At 65.1% G+C, this 15,084-nt stretch carries 11 protein-coding genes and 1 tRNA gene; 3 read left to right on the top strand and 9 right to left on the bottom strand.

Annotated elements, in window-relative coordinates; genetic code table 11:
- Positions 1 to 4 precede the first annotated feature (4 nt).
- From KAK09_RS03010 to KAK09_RS03000, 3 genes are all read right to left on the bottom strand, one after another.
- Entirely contained in the window at positions 5 to 1,375 is a 1,371-nt protein-coding gene (locus KAK09_RS03010; RefSeq protein WP_210877333.1) for a hypothetical protein, read from the bottom strand.
- Positions 1,376 to 1,482: 107 nt separating this feature from the next.
- Positions 1,483 to 1,557, bottom strand: a tRNA-Asn gene (locus KAK09_RS03005).
- A gap of 58 nt (positions 1,558 to 1,615) precedes the next feature.
- Positions 1,616 to 2,548, bottom strand: coding sequence for an MBL fold metallo-hydrolase (locus KAK09_RS03000; protein WP_210877332.1), 933 nt, complete (start codon positions 2,546 to 2,548; stop codon positions 1,616 to 1,618).
- Positions 2,549 to 2,587: 39 nt separating this feature from the next.
- On the opposite strand from KAK09_RS03000, the gene KAK09_RS02995 reads away from it, so the two are divergent.
- A complete protein-coding gene (locus KAK09_RS02995) occupies positions 2,588 to 3,871 on the top strand; it encodes an ATP-binding protein (RefSeq protein WP_210877331.1) in 1,284 nt (427 codons plus the stop codon).
- A 207-nt stretch (positions 3,872 to 4,078) separates the two neighbouring features.
- Here KAK09_RS02995 and KAK09_RS02990 read toward each other — a convergent pair whose 3' ends face one another.
- The 4 genes from KAK09_RS02990 to KAK09_RS02975 all read right to left on the bottom strand — a co-directional run bounded on the left by KAK09_RS02990 (position 4,079) and on the right by KAK09_RS02975 (position 8,378).
- On the bottom strand, positions 4,079 to 5,527 hold the full coding sequence (locus KAK09_RS02990) for a DEAD/DEAH box helicase (RefSeq protein ID WP_210877330.1): 1,449 nt from the start codon (positions 5,525 to 5,527) through the stop codon (positions 4,079 to 4,081).
- 140 nt (positions 5,528 to 5,667) lie between these two features.
- Positions 5,668 to 6,627 carry a glycosyltransferase family 2 protein gene (locus KAK09_RS02985; protein WP_210877329.1) on the bottom strand — a complete coding sequence of 320 codons (960 nt, stop codon included), beginning with the start codon at positions 6,625 to 6,627 and terminating at the stop codon, positions 5,668 to 5,670.
- A gap of 264 nt (positions 6,628 to 6,891) precedes the next feature.
- On the bottom strand, positions 6,892 to 7,335 hold the full coding sequence (locus tag KAK09_RS02980; protein ID WP_210877328.1) for a MaoC family dehydratase: 444 nt from the start codon (positions 7,333 to 7,335) through the stop codon (positions 6,892 to 6,894).
- Between the two features lie 170 nt (positions 7,336 to 7,505).
- A complete protein-coding gene (locus KAK09_RS02975; protein ID WP_210877327.1) occupies positions 7,506 to 8,378 on the bottom strand; it encodes a TIGR01459 family HAD-type hydrolase in 873 nt (290 codons plus the stop codon).
- A 99-nt stretch (positions 8,379 to 8,477) separates the two neighbouring features.
- On the opposite strand from KAK09_RS02975, the gene KAK09_RS02970 reads away from it, so the two are divergent.
- A complete protein-coding gene (locus KAK09_RS02970) occupies positions 8,478 to 9,107 on the top strand; it encodes a DNA-3-methyladenine glycosylase family protein (protein WP_210877326.1) in 630 nt (209 codons plus the stop codon).
- On the top strand, positions 9,104 to 9,769 hold the full coding sequence (locus KAK09_RS02965) for an alpha/beta hydrolase (RefSeq protein WP_210877325.1): 666 nt from the start codon (positions 9,104 to 9,106) through the stop codon (positions 9,767 to 9,769). The genes KAK09_RS02970 and KAK09_RS02965 overlap by 4 nt, the downstream gene beginning before the upstream one ends.
- Before the next feature lie 251 nt (positions 9,770 to 10,020).
- Here the strand turns inward: KAK09_RS02965 and KAK09_RS02960 are convergent, their stop codons facing one another.
- Positions 10,021 to 13,788, bottom strand: a complete 3,768-nt coding sequence (locus KAK09_RS02960; protein WP_210877324.1) for an efflux RND transporter permease subunit — start codon at positions 13,786 to 13,788, stop codon at positions 10,021 to 10,023.
- Complete coding sequence (locus KAK09_RS02955) at positions 13,785 to 14,990, bottom strand: efflux RND transporter periplasmic adaptor subunit (protein WP_210877323.1); 1,206 nt, start codon at positions 14,988 to 14,990, stop codon at positions 13,785 to 13,787. Before KAK09_RS02955 ends, KAK09_RS02960 begins: the two co-directional genes overlap by 4 nt.
- Positions 14,991 to 15,084 lie beyond the last annotated feature (94 nt).

Here is a 15,084-nt window from a genome sequence, read left to right as displayed (position 1 = left end):
CCAGTCACCCGCCAGCTACATGGAGAGCGCGGCTGACTGGCCGCCGCCCGCCACGCGCGCCCCGCAGAAACCCCAGGTGGCCTAGTTTTGCGCCGCCCCGTGGCCCAATTTTACTCCGGCGTTGACAGCGGGGATTGGTGGTCTCGTTTCGCAAATGATTCATGAGCGCTCCAGAAACAGCATCCGGGCCACGTTCGGTGGCATACTTCGGGAACAGGGCTGGCGCGTTTCTGCGAGCCTTTCTTGCAATTTCTAGCGCTGCCTTTGCAGCTTCTAGACCATCACCGATAAGCGGAATGGGGCGCACGGACGTCTTGGTTTTTAACTGTCGCTCATCGTTCCAACGGACCCAAAGGTGAGGAATGGCATGATCAAGAACCACATCGTCAACCTGAAGGCCGGTGATTTCCGCCCCACGGCAACCAGTGGCTTGGAGTAGCCGCCAGATCAAACGTAGCTCCGGGACTCGAGTGCGGGTCAAAACGCGGTGACGCACGGCGAGCAAGATATCGTCGGGCAGGGGGTCACGTTCCTCCCATTCAGACTTCGCTACTATCTTTGCGGATGCTGGCATGGACAACTCGGAGAAGGGATTGAAGGCCTTGCCTTTGAGATCATGCTCTCGAATGCCGACACTGATCATGGCCTTGATCGAGTTGATTTCGCGCTGCACGGAGCCAATGGATAGCGTTCCCCCGCCGGTTTTGGGGGCTTTTAGCAGATCATCTCGCACCTTCTTAGCGTGTTCTCGTTTGAGGTCTTCTAGCGCCAGCATATCGAGTGGCCCTAGCGACGCCTCTAGTCGACGTTTGATCTTGTTAAAGGTGTTCCTCGCAGACTTCTTCGGATTTTCGCCCAGTTGCTCCGCCTTGTAGACTCTGGCGGCATCAGCGAGGGTGGCTTTGGGGGGCGTGGCATCGGGCTGGGTGACTGCCCGGTATAGAAGGGTGGGTGCCCCGATGCGTTCAAGTTCGTCGGCCACAATCTCACGCCGCTCGTGGTCCCCACCGTCTTCCTCCTCAGTCGCACCTGAGAGGCTTCGAACGGACCTGACCAGCGCTTCCGCCTCCTTGCGATAGTCGTCCCATTTCTCGCGTTCGGTTCGCGGGTCATCGAGCGAGGCCCAAGCTGCCTTCTGATAACGAGCGATTCCTTGATTCCCAATAGCTTCGGGAACTCCTGAGCGGGCATCCTCGCACATCCGTTGAAATGCACTCTGTAGCGCAGAGTGTTCAGACACCAACGCAGGCCCATGCTCTTGAGTGCGAAGGCGCGTCTCGAAGAAGGTGCGCGGGTATAGGTGTGTGAGGTCAACAGGTATGCGACGACGATATACGAGGCGGCCCTTGTTAAAGACGATGTTCGGAAGTTTCATTACTAGCGCCATCCTTAGATGTATCCCCAATGTAGCCCCAAATGTAGGCCTCGGGGGTCCGGGAAGCCCTTATTTATAAGGACTTCAAGGGCATGGCTAGATGAAATTGGCTCCGGCGGTAGGGATCGAACCTACGACCAATTGATTAACAGTCAACTGCTCTACCGCTGAGCTACGCCGGAACACGAGGGCCGTATAGCAACGCTCTGGCAGGAGGTCCAGAGGGTTTGTGACAAAACTTCACCGGTGGGTTTCGGGGTCGGACATGAGGGAAAAGGCGCAGTCCGGGCGCAGGGGGTGGAGGGGGGTCACCCTGGATTTCTGCATGAGGTCAAGCAGATGGGCGAGGACGTTGCGGGCGGCGGCGGGTAGCAGGGCGGGGGAGGTGTCGCTGTAGATTCGCGCCGCGAGGGTGTGTGCATCGGCGGGCCCGTCGGTGAGCGCCCCAAGGATCGCTCTTTCACGCGTGTCGCGGTGGCCGCGCAGCCAGTCGATGCGCGCGGCCGGGTTCGCGACCGGTGCGCCGTGGCCGGGCAGAAGACGTGTCGCCTGCAATCCGCCAAGCCGCGCACAGGAGGCGTGGAACTGGGTCAGGTCGCCGTCGGGCGGCGAAATGAGCGTGCTTGCCCAGCCCATCACCAGATCGCCGCTGAACACGTCGCCGCCCCACTGAAAGCTGAGGTGATTGCCGAAATGCCCCGGCGTCCAGTGGGCCGTGATCTGCCAGTCGTCGCCCGTTACCGTCTCGCCGTCGCAGAGCAACAGATCGGGTGTAAAATCGGTGTCCACGCCCTCGCCACCACCGATCCCGCCCGCCTCGGCAAGCTGCGCCATCACCGCGCTGCGCCCCGCCTCGGCATCGCCATAGGCCATCACCGGCGCGCCGGTTTCTCCGGAAATCCGCGCGGCAAGCGGGGAATGGTCGAGATGGGCATGCGTCACGAGGATGTGGCTGATGCTCTGGCCGGGTTCGAGCGCGCGCAGGATCGCGGCAAGATGCGCCGGATCGTCGGGGCCGGGGTCGATCACGGCAAGGCGCCGGGTGCCCAGCAGGTATGTATTCGTGCCCCAATGGGTCATGGGAGAGGGATTCGGGGCAAGGATTGCACGGATCGCGTTGCCCATCTCTCGGGCCACGCCCACGGGGGGTGGCATTTCTGCGCTGGCCTGCATCGCTCTTCCTTCCGCGTCTTTGCCAGCGTAGATTTAATCATGATGCTTCGATGGCTCAAACCCTATCTGCCCCATGGTCTTGTCGGGCGCACCGTGCTGAGCCTGCTCGTGCCGGTGGTGACACTTTTGGTGGTGGTCTCGGTGGTGTTCGTGCAGCGCCATTTCGAGGGAGTGACCGAGCAGATGGTCGAGACCGTGGCGCGCGAGATTCGCGTGCTGCACGAAACCGGCGACGAAGGACTGGCCGAGGCACTCGGGATCTCCATCGCCACGTTGCCTGACACGGCGCTGCCGGTTCGGGACATGCGGCGATGGTATGATTTCACGGGGAGCATCATCATCCAGGAAATGCGCGAGCTGTTTCCCGATCTGGAGCGGGTGGTGCTTCGCAACGACCGCGATGTGGTCCTCTATTTTTCGCGTGCGGACGGGGTGATGGAAATGACCATCGGCCGCCGCCATGTCTCGGCGCGCCGTCCGCATCTGCTTTTCGTCAACCTGATGGTGGCGGGGGGGCTGATGACGCTCATCTCCTTTGTCTACCTGCGCGCGCAATTGCGTCCCATCACGGAACTGGCCGAAGCGGCAGAGGCTTTCGGGCGCGGCAGCCATATGCCTTACCGGCCCAAGGGCGCGACCGAGGTGCGGGCGGCGGGGCGCGCCTTTGTCGAGATGCGCGCGCGGATAGAGCGGCAGATCGAGCAGCGCACGCTGATGCTGTCTGGGGTAAGCCATGACATGCGCACACCGCTCACGCGGCTTCGGCTGGGGCTGGCCATGATCGACGAGGCAGAGGCGGCGCCGATGTTGCGCGATGTCGATGACATGCAGCGACTGCTGGATGGGTTCCTTGATTTCGCACGGGGCGCGCAGGAAGGCGAGCCCGAGCCGGTCGATCCGGTGGCGCTTGTGCGCCAGGTGGTCGCGGACATGCGGCGCTCGGCGGTCGATGTGGTGCTGAGCGAGACGGAAGGCGCAGGCGAGGTGGCGTTGCGCCCCCTTGCCATCCGACGCGCGGTGGAGAACCTCATCACCAATGCCGTGCGCTATGGCACAAGGGCCGAGGTCTCGGTCTGGCTGGGGTCGAAGGTGCTGCGCATCCGGGTCGAGGATGACGGGCCGGGCATCCCGCTCGAAAGCCGGGAGGAGGCGTTGCGCCCCTTCACGCGGCTGGAGCCCGCGCGCAACCAGAACCGGGGCACGGGCGTTGGCCTTGGTCTTTCGATCGTGATCGACGTGGCGCGCGCCCATGGCGGCACGCTGCGGCTGGGCGACAGCGAGCGACTGGGCGGGCTTTGCGCCGATATCGTGATTGCGCGGTAGCGCCGGGTGTGCCATGCGGCCCTGCGGTTGCGGTTGCGGGGGCGGTGAGCGTGTGGAGACAAGAGCGCGGTGCTGGCCTGAAGATGATGTTGTGCGCCTTGTCCCGCGCATGGGTGCCAGAGCGTGAGCGTCCGCAATGGTGAAGGTTTTCTGAGGCGGGTCGCGGCGGAACGCTGCGACCCGTCACGCCATTTTCCGCCGCAGTGCTCAGCCTGCGCGGCGTTCCTCGAAGCTGAGCGCGATGAAGCCGGGCAGGTGATCGCCCATGCCGACGACCCTTGGGCCGGTGTCGTCACGGCGCGGGTTTCGGCTCTCGCGGCGCGGCTCTGTGCGCTCTTGCGCGCGCTCTTCGATGCGCTCTTGCGGGCGCGGCTCGGGGGTGGTGGCCGGTTCGACGGGGGGCGCATCCTTGGGCGCGCCGCCACGGCTCCGCGATCGGCTCCGGCCTGAGCGCGGCGCGCGCTCGGGTGTCTCGTCGTGATCGCTTTCGGGGGCGCGGGCGATGCCAGCGGTCGGGTCTGGCAGACGCGCGATCTCTTTCTGGATCAGCGCTTCGACGGCGGCAAGCGCCTTTTCGTCGCGCGGATTGCAGATGGTGAGTGCCTTGCCCGAACGGCCGGCGCGGCCCGTGCGCCCGATGCGGTGCACGTAATCCTCGGGGTGGCCCGGCACGTCGAAATTGTAGACATGGCTGACCGCAGGCACGTCGAGCCCGCGCGCGGCCACGTCCGACGCCACGAGAATCTTCAACTCGCCCGCCCGGAACGCGTCGAGCGTGCGCGTGCGCTGGCTCTGGTCGAGATCGCCATGGATGGGGGCGGCATCATAGCCGTATTTCTTGAGCGATTTCGCCACGATATCCACATCGACCTTGCGGTTGCAAAAGACGATGGCGTTGGTGCAGGCGTCGCCTTCGGCGTCGATCAGCGCGCGCAGAACGGCGCGTTTCTCGGCATCTGCCTTGTCGCGGCGTGAGGGTTTGATCATCACCGCATGTTGGTCGATGGTCTCTGACGCCGTGGCCTGCCGCGCCACCTCGATCCGTGCCGGAGAGGTGAGGAAGGTATTGGTGATCCGCTCGATCTCGGGGGCCATGGTGGCCGAGAAAAAGAGCGTCTGCCGGGTGAAGGGTGTGAGGCTGAAAATCCGCTCGATATCGGGGATGAAGCCCATGTCGAGCATCCGGTCGGCCTCATCCACCACCATGATCTGAACACCGGTCAGGAGCAGCTTGCCGCGCTCGAAATGATCGAGCAGGCGGCCGGGTGTGGCGATGAGCACATCCACGCCCTTGTCGATGAGCTTGTCCTGTTCCTTGAAGCTGACGCCGCCGATCAGGAGCGCCTTGGTCAGTTTCAGGTACTTGGAATAGGTGTCGAAATTCTCGGCCACCTGCGCCGCCAGTTCGCGCGTGGGGCACAGCACAAGGCTGCGCGGCATCCGCGCGCGCGCGCGCCCGCGCGCCAGAAGAGACAGCATCGGCAGGGTAAAGCCTGCGGTCTTGCCGGTGCCGGTCTGGGCAATGCCCAGCACGTCGCGCCCTTCGAGAGCGGGCGGGATGGCATCGGCCTGAATGGGCGTGGGCGTAATGTATCCGGCCTCTTCGACGGCCTTGAGAACTTTGGGATTGAGGTTCAGATCGCTGAATGTGGTCATGTGTATCCGCTTTTGCGGACACTGGTCTTGGCCCGCGCATCAGTCATAGGCGTGCGCAACCATTGCGCAACCAGCCCCGTCCGGGCCGCCCGCTGCGCCCGCCTTACAGCAACAGGCGCGAGGGGTCAATGCGGGGTGCCTCAGCGCGCATCGGAGAAGTGGCGAGCGCGCTTGGCGTCGAGATCAAGCGCGATGGCATGGAGGTGGCCGTGAACCTTGAGGCGCGCGCGCAAGGCGGGCGTGGCGGTGCAGACCTCAGTGAAGAAGGCACGCAGCGCCGGCTCTCCGCCCTCGGCCTCGATCTTCGCCAGAAGATCGTGGATCGGCAACCCACCCTTGCCTGCGGGTTTGATTTCCGGGCGATAAGCGCCGATCGCGTGGCGATAGCGCAGGCGCGCGCGCCAGTCTTCCCAATCATGGGCGTGGAAATGGCACAGACGGGTTTCGGTCAGTTCTGGCGGGCTGTCATCCATTTCCTTGCCGCGAAAGGCGTTGTGGATGCGCAGGCTCACCCCCGGCACCCCGGTGCGCACGAAGACCTTGCCCGCAACATGGCTGAGGAAGCCGCCATTGAGATGCGCGCCGAAGGTCGGGTAGATCGCCGCCGTCTCTTCGGCGCGCACCCCCTTGAGCCGCGCGCAGGATTTGAACCAGGGCGTGCCTTCGGGGGGCGGATCGTGCGGATCGGGGGCCAGTGCCTCGATCGGGCGCACGCGCGCGCTCAGCACGTCGTCGGGCAGCGCCGCGAGTTGGCAGGGCAGGGGCGTCTCGGGCCACAGGAACTCGTCCACGTCGATATGCGCCAGCCAATCGACATCCGGGCGGCGGTTCAGGCAATGCGTTGCGTTGATGCTCTGGCGCGGTTGATGCGCCTCGGGCCGGCCCTTGCGGCGGCGGCGCTGCCAATAGGCGTTATCGCACAGGGTCACCCGGCATTTCGGATGCGCCGCAAGCGCCGCTTCGGCCTCCGGTTCGGGGGCGTCGAGATAGACATGCACCCGATGCGCGCCCAGATCGAGGTGATGGGCGGCGAAATTGAGGATGTCGCGGGCCGGGGCCTTGATCGTGGCGACAAGGCCCCATGTCGGAACTGAACACATGCGCGAACCATGCGGCGCGGCGGTATCCTGTGCAAGGGGTCACAGGCGACGCGACTGGCCTGAAGCGGAGGTTGGATGCCGCAGCGAAGCGCCCGACCGCCGCTCGGGCGGGCGCTGCGCGGCGGCGCGTTCTGCGCCTTGATTCCGCGCATGGGTGCTCAACTCAAACGTCAGCAACAGGCCAGCCGCACCCGTCACGCCGTGCCAAAATGACTGTCAAGAGGGGACGCGGGACCGCGCTCTCCGGCGGCTAAGGATCGGAACTCAGTCGAACTTGCGCGACGGCGCGAGCACCGTGGCCTCACCGATCAGCACTTTTTTGCCATTGACCAGACAGCGGCAATCGAGCTGCACGCGGCGCTTGGCGTGGTCGATGCCCACCACCTCGACCTCGGCATGAACCATGTCGCCAGGGCGTACGGGGGCGAGGAACTTGAGCGTCTGGCCCATGTAGACCGTGCCGTGACCGGGCAGTTGCTCGCCGATCACCGCCGAGATGAGACCGGCGGTCAACATCCCGTGGGCGATGCGCCCCTCGAAGATGGTATCCTGTGCGTAATCGTCATCGAGATGCACCGGGTTGCGGTCGGTCGAGACCTCGGCGAACATCTCGATATCGCGGTCGGTCACGACCTTTCGCAGATGGCGCACCATGCCCATCTCGATATCCTCGATACAGATCGTGCCGCGCGGCATATTGTCCAACATTCGCCCCTCCGATTGATCCGGTGCGTAATTTTGAGGCGTGAGACGGCCTCGTGTTGGAATTTTATTACTTTGCAGATGCAGAAAAATCAAGCCCTGAATTCCGACCAACTTGTCGCACCGGCACGCGCGCCCGAGCGTCCGCTTGAGGCAGAGGAGATCCCGATTCCAGCCTAGCGCAGATACCCGATGGCATAGGTCGGCGCGATCATTTCCTTTTTTATATAGGTTCTTAGCGCCGTCTCGTCGGGGTGCTGTGATGTTCTGGTCTCTTTCGCGGCGAGCCCGCCGGTAATGAAAAGGGAATCGACATCTTCGCCCATGGCACCGCGAATGTCGGTCTGTGCGCCGTCGCCGATGGCGAGGATGCGCGCCTCTTCCACATCGCGGCCAAGGGCGGCAAGACGGCGGCGGGCAAGGTCATAGATCGGCGGATGCGGCTTGCCGAAATAAAGGCTCTCGCCCCCCATTTCCGTATAGAGCCGCGCCAGCGCCCCCGCGCACCATTCGCGCACTTCGCCCCGGTCCACCACGATATCGGGATTGGCGCACAGAAGTTTCAGACCGCGCGTCTTGGCGGCAAGAAACTGCGGGCGCATCACCTCGGGGTCGGCCATCGGATCGAACGGGCCGGTGCAGACGATCCCCTCGGCCTCGTCAAGCGCGACGCGGGTGATCTCGACCGGATTTTCCACCACCTTGATCGGGTCGAAAAAGATCACCTCCTGCGGCTGTCCGATGAACCAGACGCGGCGACCGACCGCGCCTGTGAACATGGCCGCCCGCGCGCTGTCGCCTGAGGTGGCGATGGTGTCCCAGGCGTCGTCGGGCACGCCGAAATGGCGCAACTGTCGCTCCACGTCGCCGCGCGGGCGGGGCGAGTTGGTGACGAGCACCACCGCGCCGCCGCCCTTGCGATAGGCGCTGAGCGCGGCGCAGGCCTCGGGCAGGGCGCGCACCCCGTCATGCACGCATCCCCAGAGATCGACAAAGAGCGCGTCGTAGCCTTGGGCAATCTCTGACAGGGCGGTGATGAGGCGGGTCATGGGCGGCTCCGTGATTGTTCGCGGCGCAGATATGGCAGGGCGGGCGCGGTTTGGCCAGCACCCATGGCGCGCGGGCCTGCAAGCCGCTAGGGTGAGGCCATGGACGAACGGGTCATCACCGACACGGCGGGCATCGCCGAGGGCACGGCGCATCTGGCGCGCATCTGCCCGCGCATGGCGCACGCGATCTCTTTGGTGGAGGAGGTGCCGCTGCGCTGGCGCGGGGACGGGTTCGAGGCGCTTCTGGGCGCGATCGTCAGCCAGCAGGTGAGCGTTGCCGCCGCCGACGCAATTCTCGGGCGGATGCGCGCGGCGGGGCTGGTCACGCCGCAGGCCATCGCCCTCAGCGACGAAGAGAACTTGCGCGCCGCCGGTCTCAGCCGTCAGAAGGTGCGTTACCTGCGCGCGCTGGCCGGAGCCGATCTCGATTACGCGGGCCTGCGCAGCACGCCCACCGAGGCGGTCATCACCACGCTCACGGAAATCCCCGGCATCGGCACCTGGACCGCCGAGATCTATGCCATGTTCAGCCTTGGCCGTGCCGATGTCTTCGCCCCCGGCGATCTGGCGCTGCAGGAATCGGCGCGGCTGCTCTATGATCTGCCCGAGCGCCCGAAACCGGCGGCCTTTCGCGTGATGGCCGAGGCGTGGGCGCCGTGGCGGTCGGTTGCGGCGCGCGTGCTCTGGGCCTATTACCGGGTGGCCAAGGACAGGGAAGGGATCGCATGACACGGGTGTTGCAGTCAGGACGCAAGGAGGCGCTCTCGGGCGAGACGCGCTCGGCGGTGGTTTTTCTGCATGGCTATGGTGCCAATGGCGCCGATCTTCTGGGTCTGGCCGATCCGCTGGCCGAGCATCTGCCCGATACGCTTTTCGTGGCCCCCGACGCGCCCGAGAGCATTCCGGGAATGCCCTTTGGCCTGCAATGGTTCCCGATCCCGTGGATCGACGGCTCCTCCGAGGAAGAGGCCGAGCGCGGGCTTCTGGCCGCCGCCGATGACTTGAATGCCTTTCTCGATGCGCTGATGGTGGATGAGGATCTGCTGCCCGAACAGGTGGTGATCTTTGGCTTTTCGCAAGGCACGATGATGGCGCTCCACGTTGCCCCGCGCCGCGAGGATGCGGTGGCGGGCGTGGTGGCCTTTTCCGGGCGGCTCTTGCGGCCCGATCTTCTGGCCGACGAGGTGCAAAGCCGCCCGCCGGTCCTTCTGGTGCATGGCGATGCCGATGACGTGGTTCCGGTGCAATCGCTGCCGCAGGCAGCCGAGACCTTGCAGGGCGCGGGCTGGCAGGATGTCTATGCCCATGTGATGAAGGGCACTGCCCACGGTATCGCGCCCGATGGGCTGTCGGTGGCGCTTGCCTTCATACGCGACCGTCTGGGGTTCTGAGCGGACGCGATACCGTTGTGCCGCCGCCTTTCTATGCGCGGCGCGGCGCACGATCTTTCGCGGCACGATGTCTTGCCTGGTATCTTCGCGACGCTGTCTCGGCCACGCAGTTTGCCCTTGTGCATGGCCGCTGGCTGAAGGCGGCGCTGGCGTGGCTTGTTTTTGAAACCAAGATCCGCCACGCGATCTGATTGTTTCCGGCTCGACGCCATTCTGGCGCGATCCGTCCGCGCATGGGCGGGCCTGTCGGCCTATTCAGCGGCGCGAAGTGGGGCGTCTTTTGCGCCGGACGGCGACTCTGCCGGCTGGCTTGGGGCCGGGTCATGGCCTTGCAGGGGCGCGCGCTCGTCCGGCCACAGGATTTCGGCCTGCCGCATCCGGCGTGCCGCGCGGCTCAACGCCCAGTCGCGCGCCGCCGCGCTCGACCGTCCCAGCGACAGCGCCGAAAGTGCCCGCGCGATCCATAGCACATAGGTCGTGGCCCAGACCCGGAGCGCCAGCATCGAGGGGGTAAAGACCAGGGTCAGCACCGTCGCGATGCCAAGGCCAAAGACCACGGCCGTTGCCAGCTGCTTCCACCACAGTGCGGTGGGGCTGTCGAAACTGTAGCCGCCATTGACGAAATCCAGGCTGAGGCCGAACATCATCGGTGCAAGCCCCGCCATGGTGGTGATCGTGGTCAGAAGCACCGGGCGGATGCGGTCCTGCGCCGTGCGGGTAATCGCGGCGATGCGCGGCATGTAGCGGGCATATTCCTGATAGGTGTCGATCAGCACAATGTTGTTGTTCACCACGATCCCCGCCAGCGCAACAATGCCCGTCCCGGTCATGATGATGGAAAACGGCTGGTTCATCACCAGCATCCCCACCAGAACGCCCGTGGTCGAAAGCACCACCGCGAGAAGCACCAGAACCGCGTTATAGACGCTGTTGAACTGCGCAAGCAGGATGATGAACATCAGCCCAAGGGCGCCGGCAAACGCCTTTTGCAGGAACGCACCCGATTCCGCCTGATCCTCGGCATCGCCGGTCCAGTCATAGCTGATGCCCGACGGAAGCACGCCCGAGTCGAGCCATTCAGTCAGCCGTTCGATCCGCTCATTGGCGGTGAGTGGCACGCGCCGCTCATTGCCCTGCGCGTCGCGGATGGTGGCCGTAAGCCCGTCCTGCACCGCGGCCTTCACGTCGAAAAAGCGGGTCTGGTCGATGCGGTCGATCTGGGCAAGCTGCAGCACGGGCCTGCGGCTGATGAAGTTCGACAGCGGCACAAGCCCGTTGGGCGTCGTCACCTTGAGCGCGTCGAGCGTCGAGAGCACGCGATCTTTCTGGGGCAGGCGCACGCGGATTTCCACCTCGTCATCGCTGCCGGGAATGCGCATGGTATCGAGCAGAACGCCGCGCGTGACAAGCTGGACCATGATGCCCACCGTGGCCACATCGGCCCCGAAGCGGCCCGCGCGCTCCACATCCACGTCGATCTGCCAGTCGATGCCGGGCAGGGGCAGCGTGTCCTCGATCTGGTGCAGACCCTCGGTCGCGTCGAACTGCGCGCGCGCCTTCTCGGTAAAGCCTATGAGCGCGTCCCAGTCGTCGCCACGAATGCGCAGATGCACCGGCTTTGCAGAGGCGGGGCCGCGCGACTGGCCGAGGATCTCGATCTTGATGCCGGGGATATGTTCCAGTTCGGCGGTCAGTTCGTCGATCACCGCATTGCCGTCAAAGGCAGGGTCAATCATGTTCCGCCGCACGGCGATACTGGTGAAGGGCAGGGTGAACCAGGTTTCGGTGACCCGTGGGCGTCTTTCCCAGGGGATCGTCTCGAACTGCACCTGCCCGATGGTGTCGCGCGGGGGTTGCGCGCCGCCGGTGTTATTGTTCAGTCCGCTATCGCCGGCGAAGGCAAAGACCGTCTCGACGCCGGGATGGGCGCGCACGATCTCTTCGACCTGATGCACCAGCGCATCCTTCTGCGTGATCGAGAGGTTGCCGCGCCCGCGCACATAGACGATGGCCTGCTCCGGCTCGGTCTCGACAAAGAACTCGGTGCCCCGGTTGTTGCCCATGTAGAACATCAGCACCGTGCCGACGAGCACGAAGACCGCGCCGAAGGCCACCAGCGGCATGACCGGGTTGCCGACAATGGCATGGATCACCCAGCCAAAGGCAGAGCGGCGATAGCCTGCCTCGACCCGCGGCTTGCGCTTGGGCAGGATCGCGCGGCCAAGCGCGTGCAGCCCGTTGCCACAGCGGCGCGGGATCGCCAGCAGCGCCAGAAGCACCGCCACCACCCCTCCCACGCCCGCGACGATCAGCGCCACGCTGGCCAGCAGGAGGGCAAAGACCGTGGCGAGCGACGGTATCACCGAGCCGAGAATATCCGCCCCGTTCATGCCGGCGAACTGTGTGACGACGCCAGCCTGGAGCGCGGGCAGGGTCTTGCCCGCCAGATAGGCCACACCTCCCGCCAGAGGCAGAAGTGCCACATGCCAGAGCCAGAAGCCCCCCGCGATGCTCTCGGTCCGGGTGCTGAACCAACGTTCGAGCCGTCCCGTCACCCCGCCCAGAACCGGCAGATAGACCAGCGCCACCAAGAGCGAGGCCGAGAGCACGAAAATGAGCGTGATCGGCAGCATTCCCATGAATTGCCCCGGCACGCCGGGCCAGAACAGCATCGGCAGAAAGGCGCAGAGCGTCGTCGCGGTCGAACTGACCACCGGCCAGAACATCCGCTTGGCGGCGGCGACATAGGCGTGCATCGGGCCTTCGCCCTCGGCAATGCGCTTGTCGGCATATTCCACCACCACGATCGCCCCGTCCACGAGCATCCCGACGGCCAGGATCAGCCCGAACATGACGATATTGGAGACCGACACGCCCATCACGGCCAGCATCGCGAAGGTGAGCAGAAACGAGGTCGGGATGGCGAAGCCCACCAGAAGCGCGGGCCGGATGCCAAGCGCCGCGAGCGTCACGATCATTACCAGCGCGATGGCCGTCAGCACCGAGCCTTCCAGCTGGCTGACCATCGACCCCACGGTGCGCGACTGGTCGTTCGAGGTGCCGACCGAGACCACCGCGCGCAACTCCTCGGGCCAGCGCGTTTCTGCCTCGGCCACGGTGCGGCGCACCAGATCGGCGGTGTCGATGATGTTGAACCCCTTGCGCTTGACCACCTGAAGCGCCACCGTCGACACGCCGGCAAAGCGCGCGGTGCCCTGCCGGTCCTCGAAGGTGAGGTTGATCGTGGCGATATCGCCAAGCCGCACGATACGGTCGCCATTGGTCTTGATCGGCAGTCGATAGATGTCGCGCGTCTCCTCGAACGAGGCCGGGATCTTGACCGCGAAGGTGCCCTGCGCCGAGTCCACCTCGCCTGCCGCGATCAACTGGTTGTTGTTGCGCACCGCGTTGATCAGATCGAGTGCGGTGACGTTGTAAGACTCCAACTTCAGCGGGTCGATCACCACCTCGACCATCTCGTCGCGGCTGCCCGCGATGCCCGCCTCCAGAACCGGCTCGAGCCCTTCGAGCGTGTCCTGCAACTCCTTGGCCAGCCGCGACATGGTGCGCTCTGGTACCGGGCCGGAGAGGTTGACGATGATGATGGGAAACTCGCTGAAATTCACCTCGTTGATGGTGAACTTTTCGAACCCGTCGGGAAAGTCGGCCTCGGCCTTGTCCATGGCGTCACGCACATCAGCGAGGATCTTGGTCTTGTCCCAGCCGAACTCGAATTCAAGGGCTACGGCGGCGAAATTCTCGGCCGCCGTGCCGGTCATCTTCTTGAGCCCGTCGAGATCGCTCAGCTCGGTCTCCATCGGCTTGACCAGCAGCTTTTCGCTGTCCTCGGCCGAGATGCCGGGGAAGGGCACGGTGATGAAAAGGGCGGGGATCTCGATGTCCGGTTCGCCCTCCTTGGGCAGGCCGACATAGGCCATGGTGCCCGCAAGGACCGACAACATCACGAAGGCCAGAACCATACGCGCGCGCGAGGCGGCCCAATCGACGATGCCGGTCATTGGCCAAGATCCTGATAGACCGGCTCGACCGGCACGCCGTCGCGAACATATTCCTGACCGATCACGATGATGTCGGCGCGCTCGGGCAGATCGGTCAGCCAGATCCCCGACGGCGTATCGCGCAGGAGCGTCACGGCGGCAAAGCGTGCCGTCTTGTCCTCATCCACCAGCCGCACGCCAAGCGTGCCCGCGTCATCGAGCGTCAGCGCCGATTGCGGCACCAGATGCGCCATGCGCCCCTCGGCCTTGATGCCGATTTCGGCGGTCTCGCCATCGCGAAGGGTCAGATCGGGGTTGGGCACGCGGATATCCACGCGGAAGGTGCGCGTGGCGGGATCGGCCGAGCGCCCGACAAAGCTTACCTCTCCGGTGACCTCGTGGCCCGAAATGGTGCGCGCCGTGGCGCGCGCACCCTGCGTCACGCGCGCCACCTCCATTTCCGACACAAACCCCACCAGCATGATCGGGTCGAGTTGCAGCACCGTGGCGCAGAGCGCACCGGGTTGCAGCAGGCTGCCGATTTCGGCGGTGTCGGTCTCAAGCACGCCGGAAAACGGCGCGCTGATGGTCAGGCGGCGGATTTCCTCCTCGGCGGCGGTGACGCCCGCACGGGCGGCTTCGATATTGGCCTGCGCCGATTCAAGGCCCGAGAGCGCGCTCTCCACCCCGGCCTCTGCGGCGCGCAGCGCGGCGCGGGTCGCGGCCACGCGGGTCTGCGAGGCAAAGCCCGAGCCGACGAGATTTTCGGCGGCGTTGTAGTTGATCTCCGCCTCTTCGAGATCCGCGCGCGCCTCTTCGATGCGGGCGTGCGCCTCGGGCAACCGCGCCTCGGTCTCGGCAAGCCGCGCGCGCGCCTCGGCGAGCGCGGCCTTGCGCGCGCCGGGATCGAGCGAGCACAGCGTATCGCCCTGCTCGACAAATGCCCCCCGGCGGTGCGGCTCGGAAATCACCAGACCAGAGGTCTCGGCGCGCAACGCCACCGTGCGGTCGGCCTCGGTGCGCCCGCGCAGCACCACCGCGCTATCCACCTCGCGCGCCTTCGAGCGCAGCACCACCACGCGCATCACGCGCTCGGTTGCGGCTTCTTCCCCGGTTGTTTCGTTGTCGGCGGGCCTCATGGTGACAAACCGTTCGCGTTCGAACACGAAGGCATAGATGGCCGCGGCGACAACAAGGGCGATCAGGACGGGAAACAAGCGCATAATCGGTCTTTCAACTCATAAGAGCCACGGCCACGCCGCGGTCTCGCATCCGGCTCATACATCAAATACGCTGAACCGACCAGTTCAGATTAAT

Source organism: Roseovarius autotrophicus (assembly GCF_018069895.1).
GTDB classification, from domain to species: domain Bacteria; phylum Pseudomonadota; class Alphaproteobacteria; order Rhodobacterales; family Rhodobacteraceae; genus Roseovarius; species Roseovarius autotrophicus.
Note: the sequence above shows the minus strand (reverse complement) of the source record. Positions and strands in the feature narration are given on the sequence as shown.

Bases quoted from the DNA above. Each gene is read 5' to 3' on its own strand.
- KAK09_RS02990 (WP_210877330.1), bottom strand. From the start codon at position 5,527: ATGACCACATTCAGCGATCTGAACCTCAATCCCAAAGTTCTCAAGGCC.
- KAK09_RS02975 (WP_210877327.1), bottom strand. From the start codon at position 8,378: ATGACCCGCCTCATCACCGCCCTGTCAGAGATTGCCCAAGGCTACGAC.
- KAK09_RS02955 (WP_210877323.1), bottom strand. From the start codon at position 14,990: ATGCGCTTGTTTCCCGTCCTGATCGCCCTTGTTGTCGCCGCGGCCATC.
- KAK09_RS02985 (WP_210877329.1), bottom strand. From the start codon at position 6,627: ATGTGTTCAGTTCCGACATGGGGCCTTGTCGCCACGATCAAGGCCCCG.
- KAK09_RS02965 (WP_210877325.1), top strand. From the start codon at position 9,104: ATGACACGGGTGTTGCAGTCAGGACGCAAGGAGGCGCTCTCGGGCGAG.
- KAK09_RS02970 (WP_210877326.1), top strand. From the start codon at position 8,478: ATGGACGAACGGGTCATCACCGACACGGCGGGCATCGCCGAGGGCACG.
- KAK09_RS02980 (WP_210877328.1), bottom strand. From the start codon at position 7,335: ATGTTGGACAATATGCCGCGCGGCACGATCTGTATCGAGGATATCGAG.
- KAK09_RS02995 (WP_210877331.1), top strand. From the start codon at position 2,588: ATGATGCTTCGATGGCTCAAACCCTATCTGCCCCATGGTCTTGTCGGG.
- KAK09_RS03000 (WP_210877332.1), bottom strand. From the start codon at position 2,548: ATGCAGGCCAGCGCAGAAATGCCACCCCCCGTGGGCGTGGCCCGAGAG.
- KAK09_RS03010 (WP_210877333.1), bottom strand. From the start codon at position 1,375: ATGAAACTTCCGAACATCGTCTTTAACAAGGGCCGCCTCGTATATCGT.
- KAK09_RS02960 (WP_210877324.1), bottom strand. From the start codon at position 13,788: ATGACCGGCATCGTCGATTGGGCCGCCTCGCGCGCGCGTATGGTTCTG.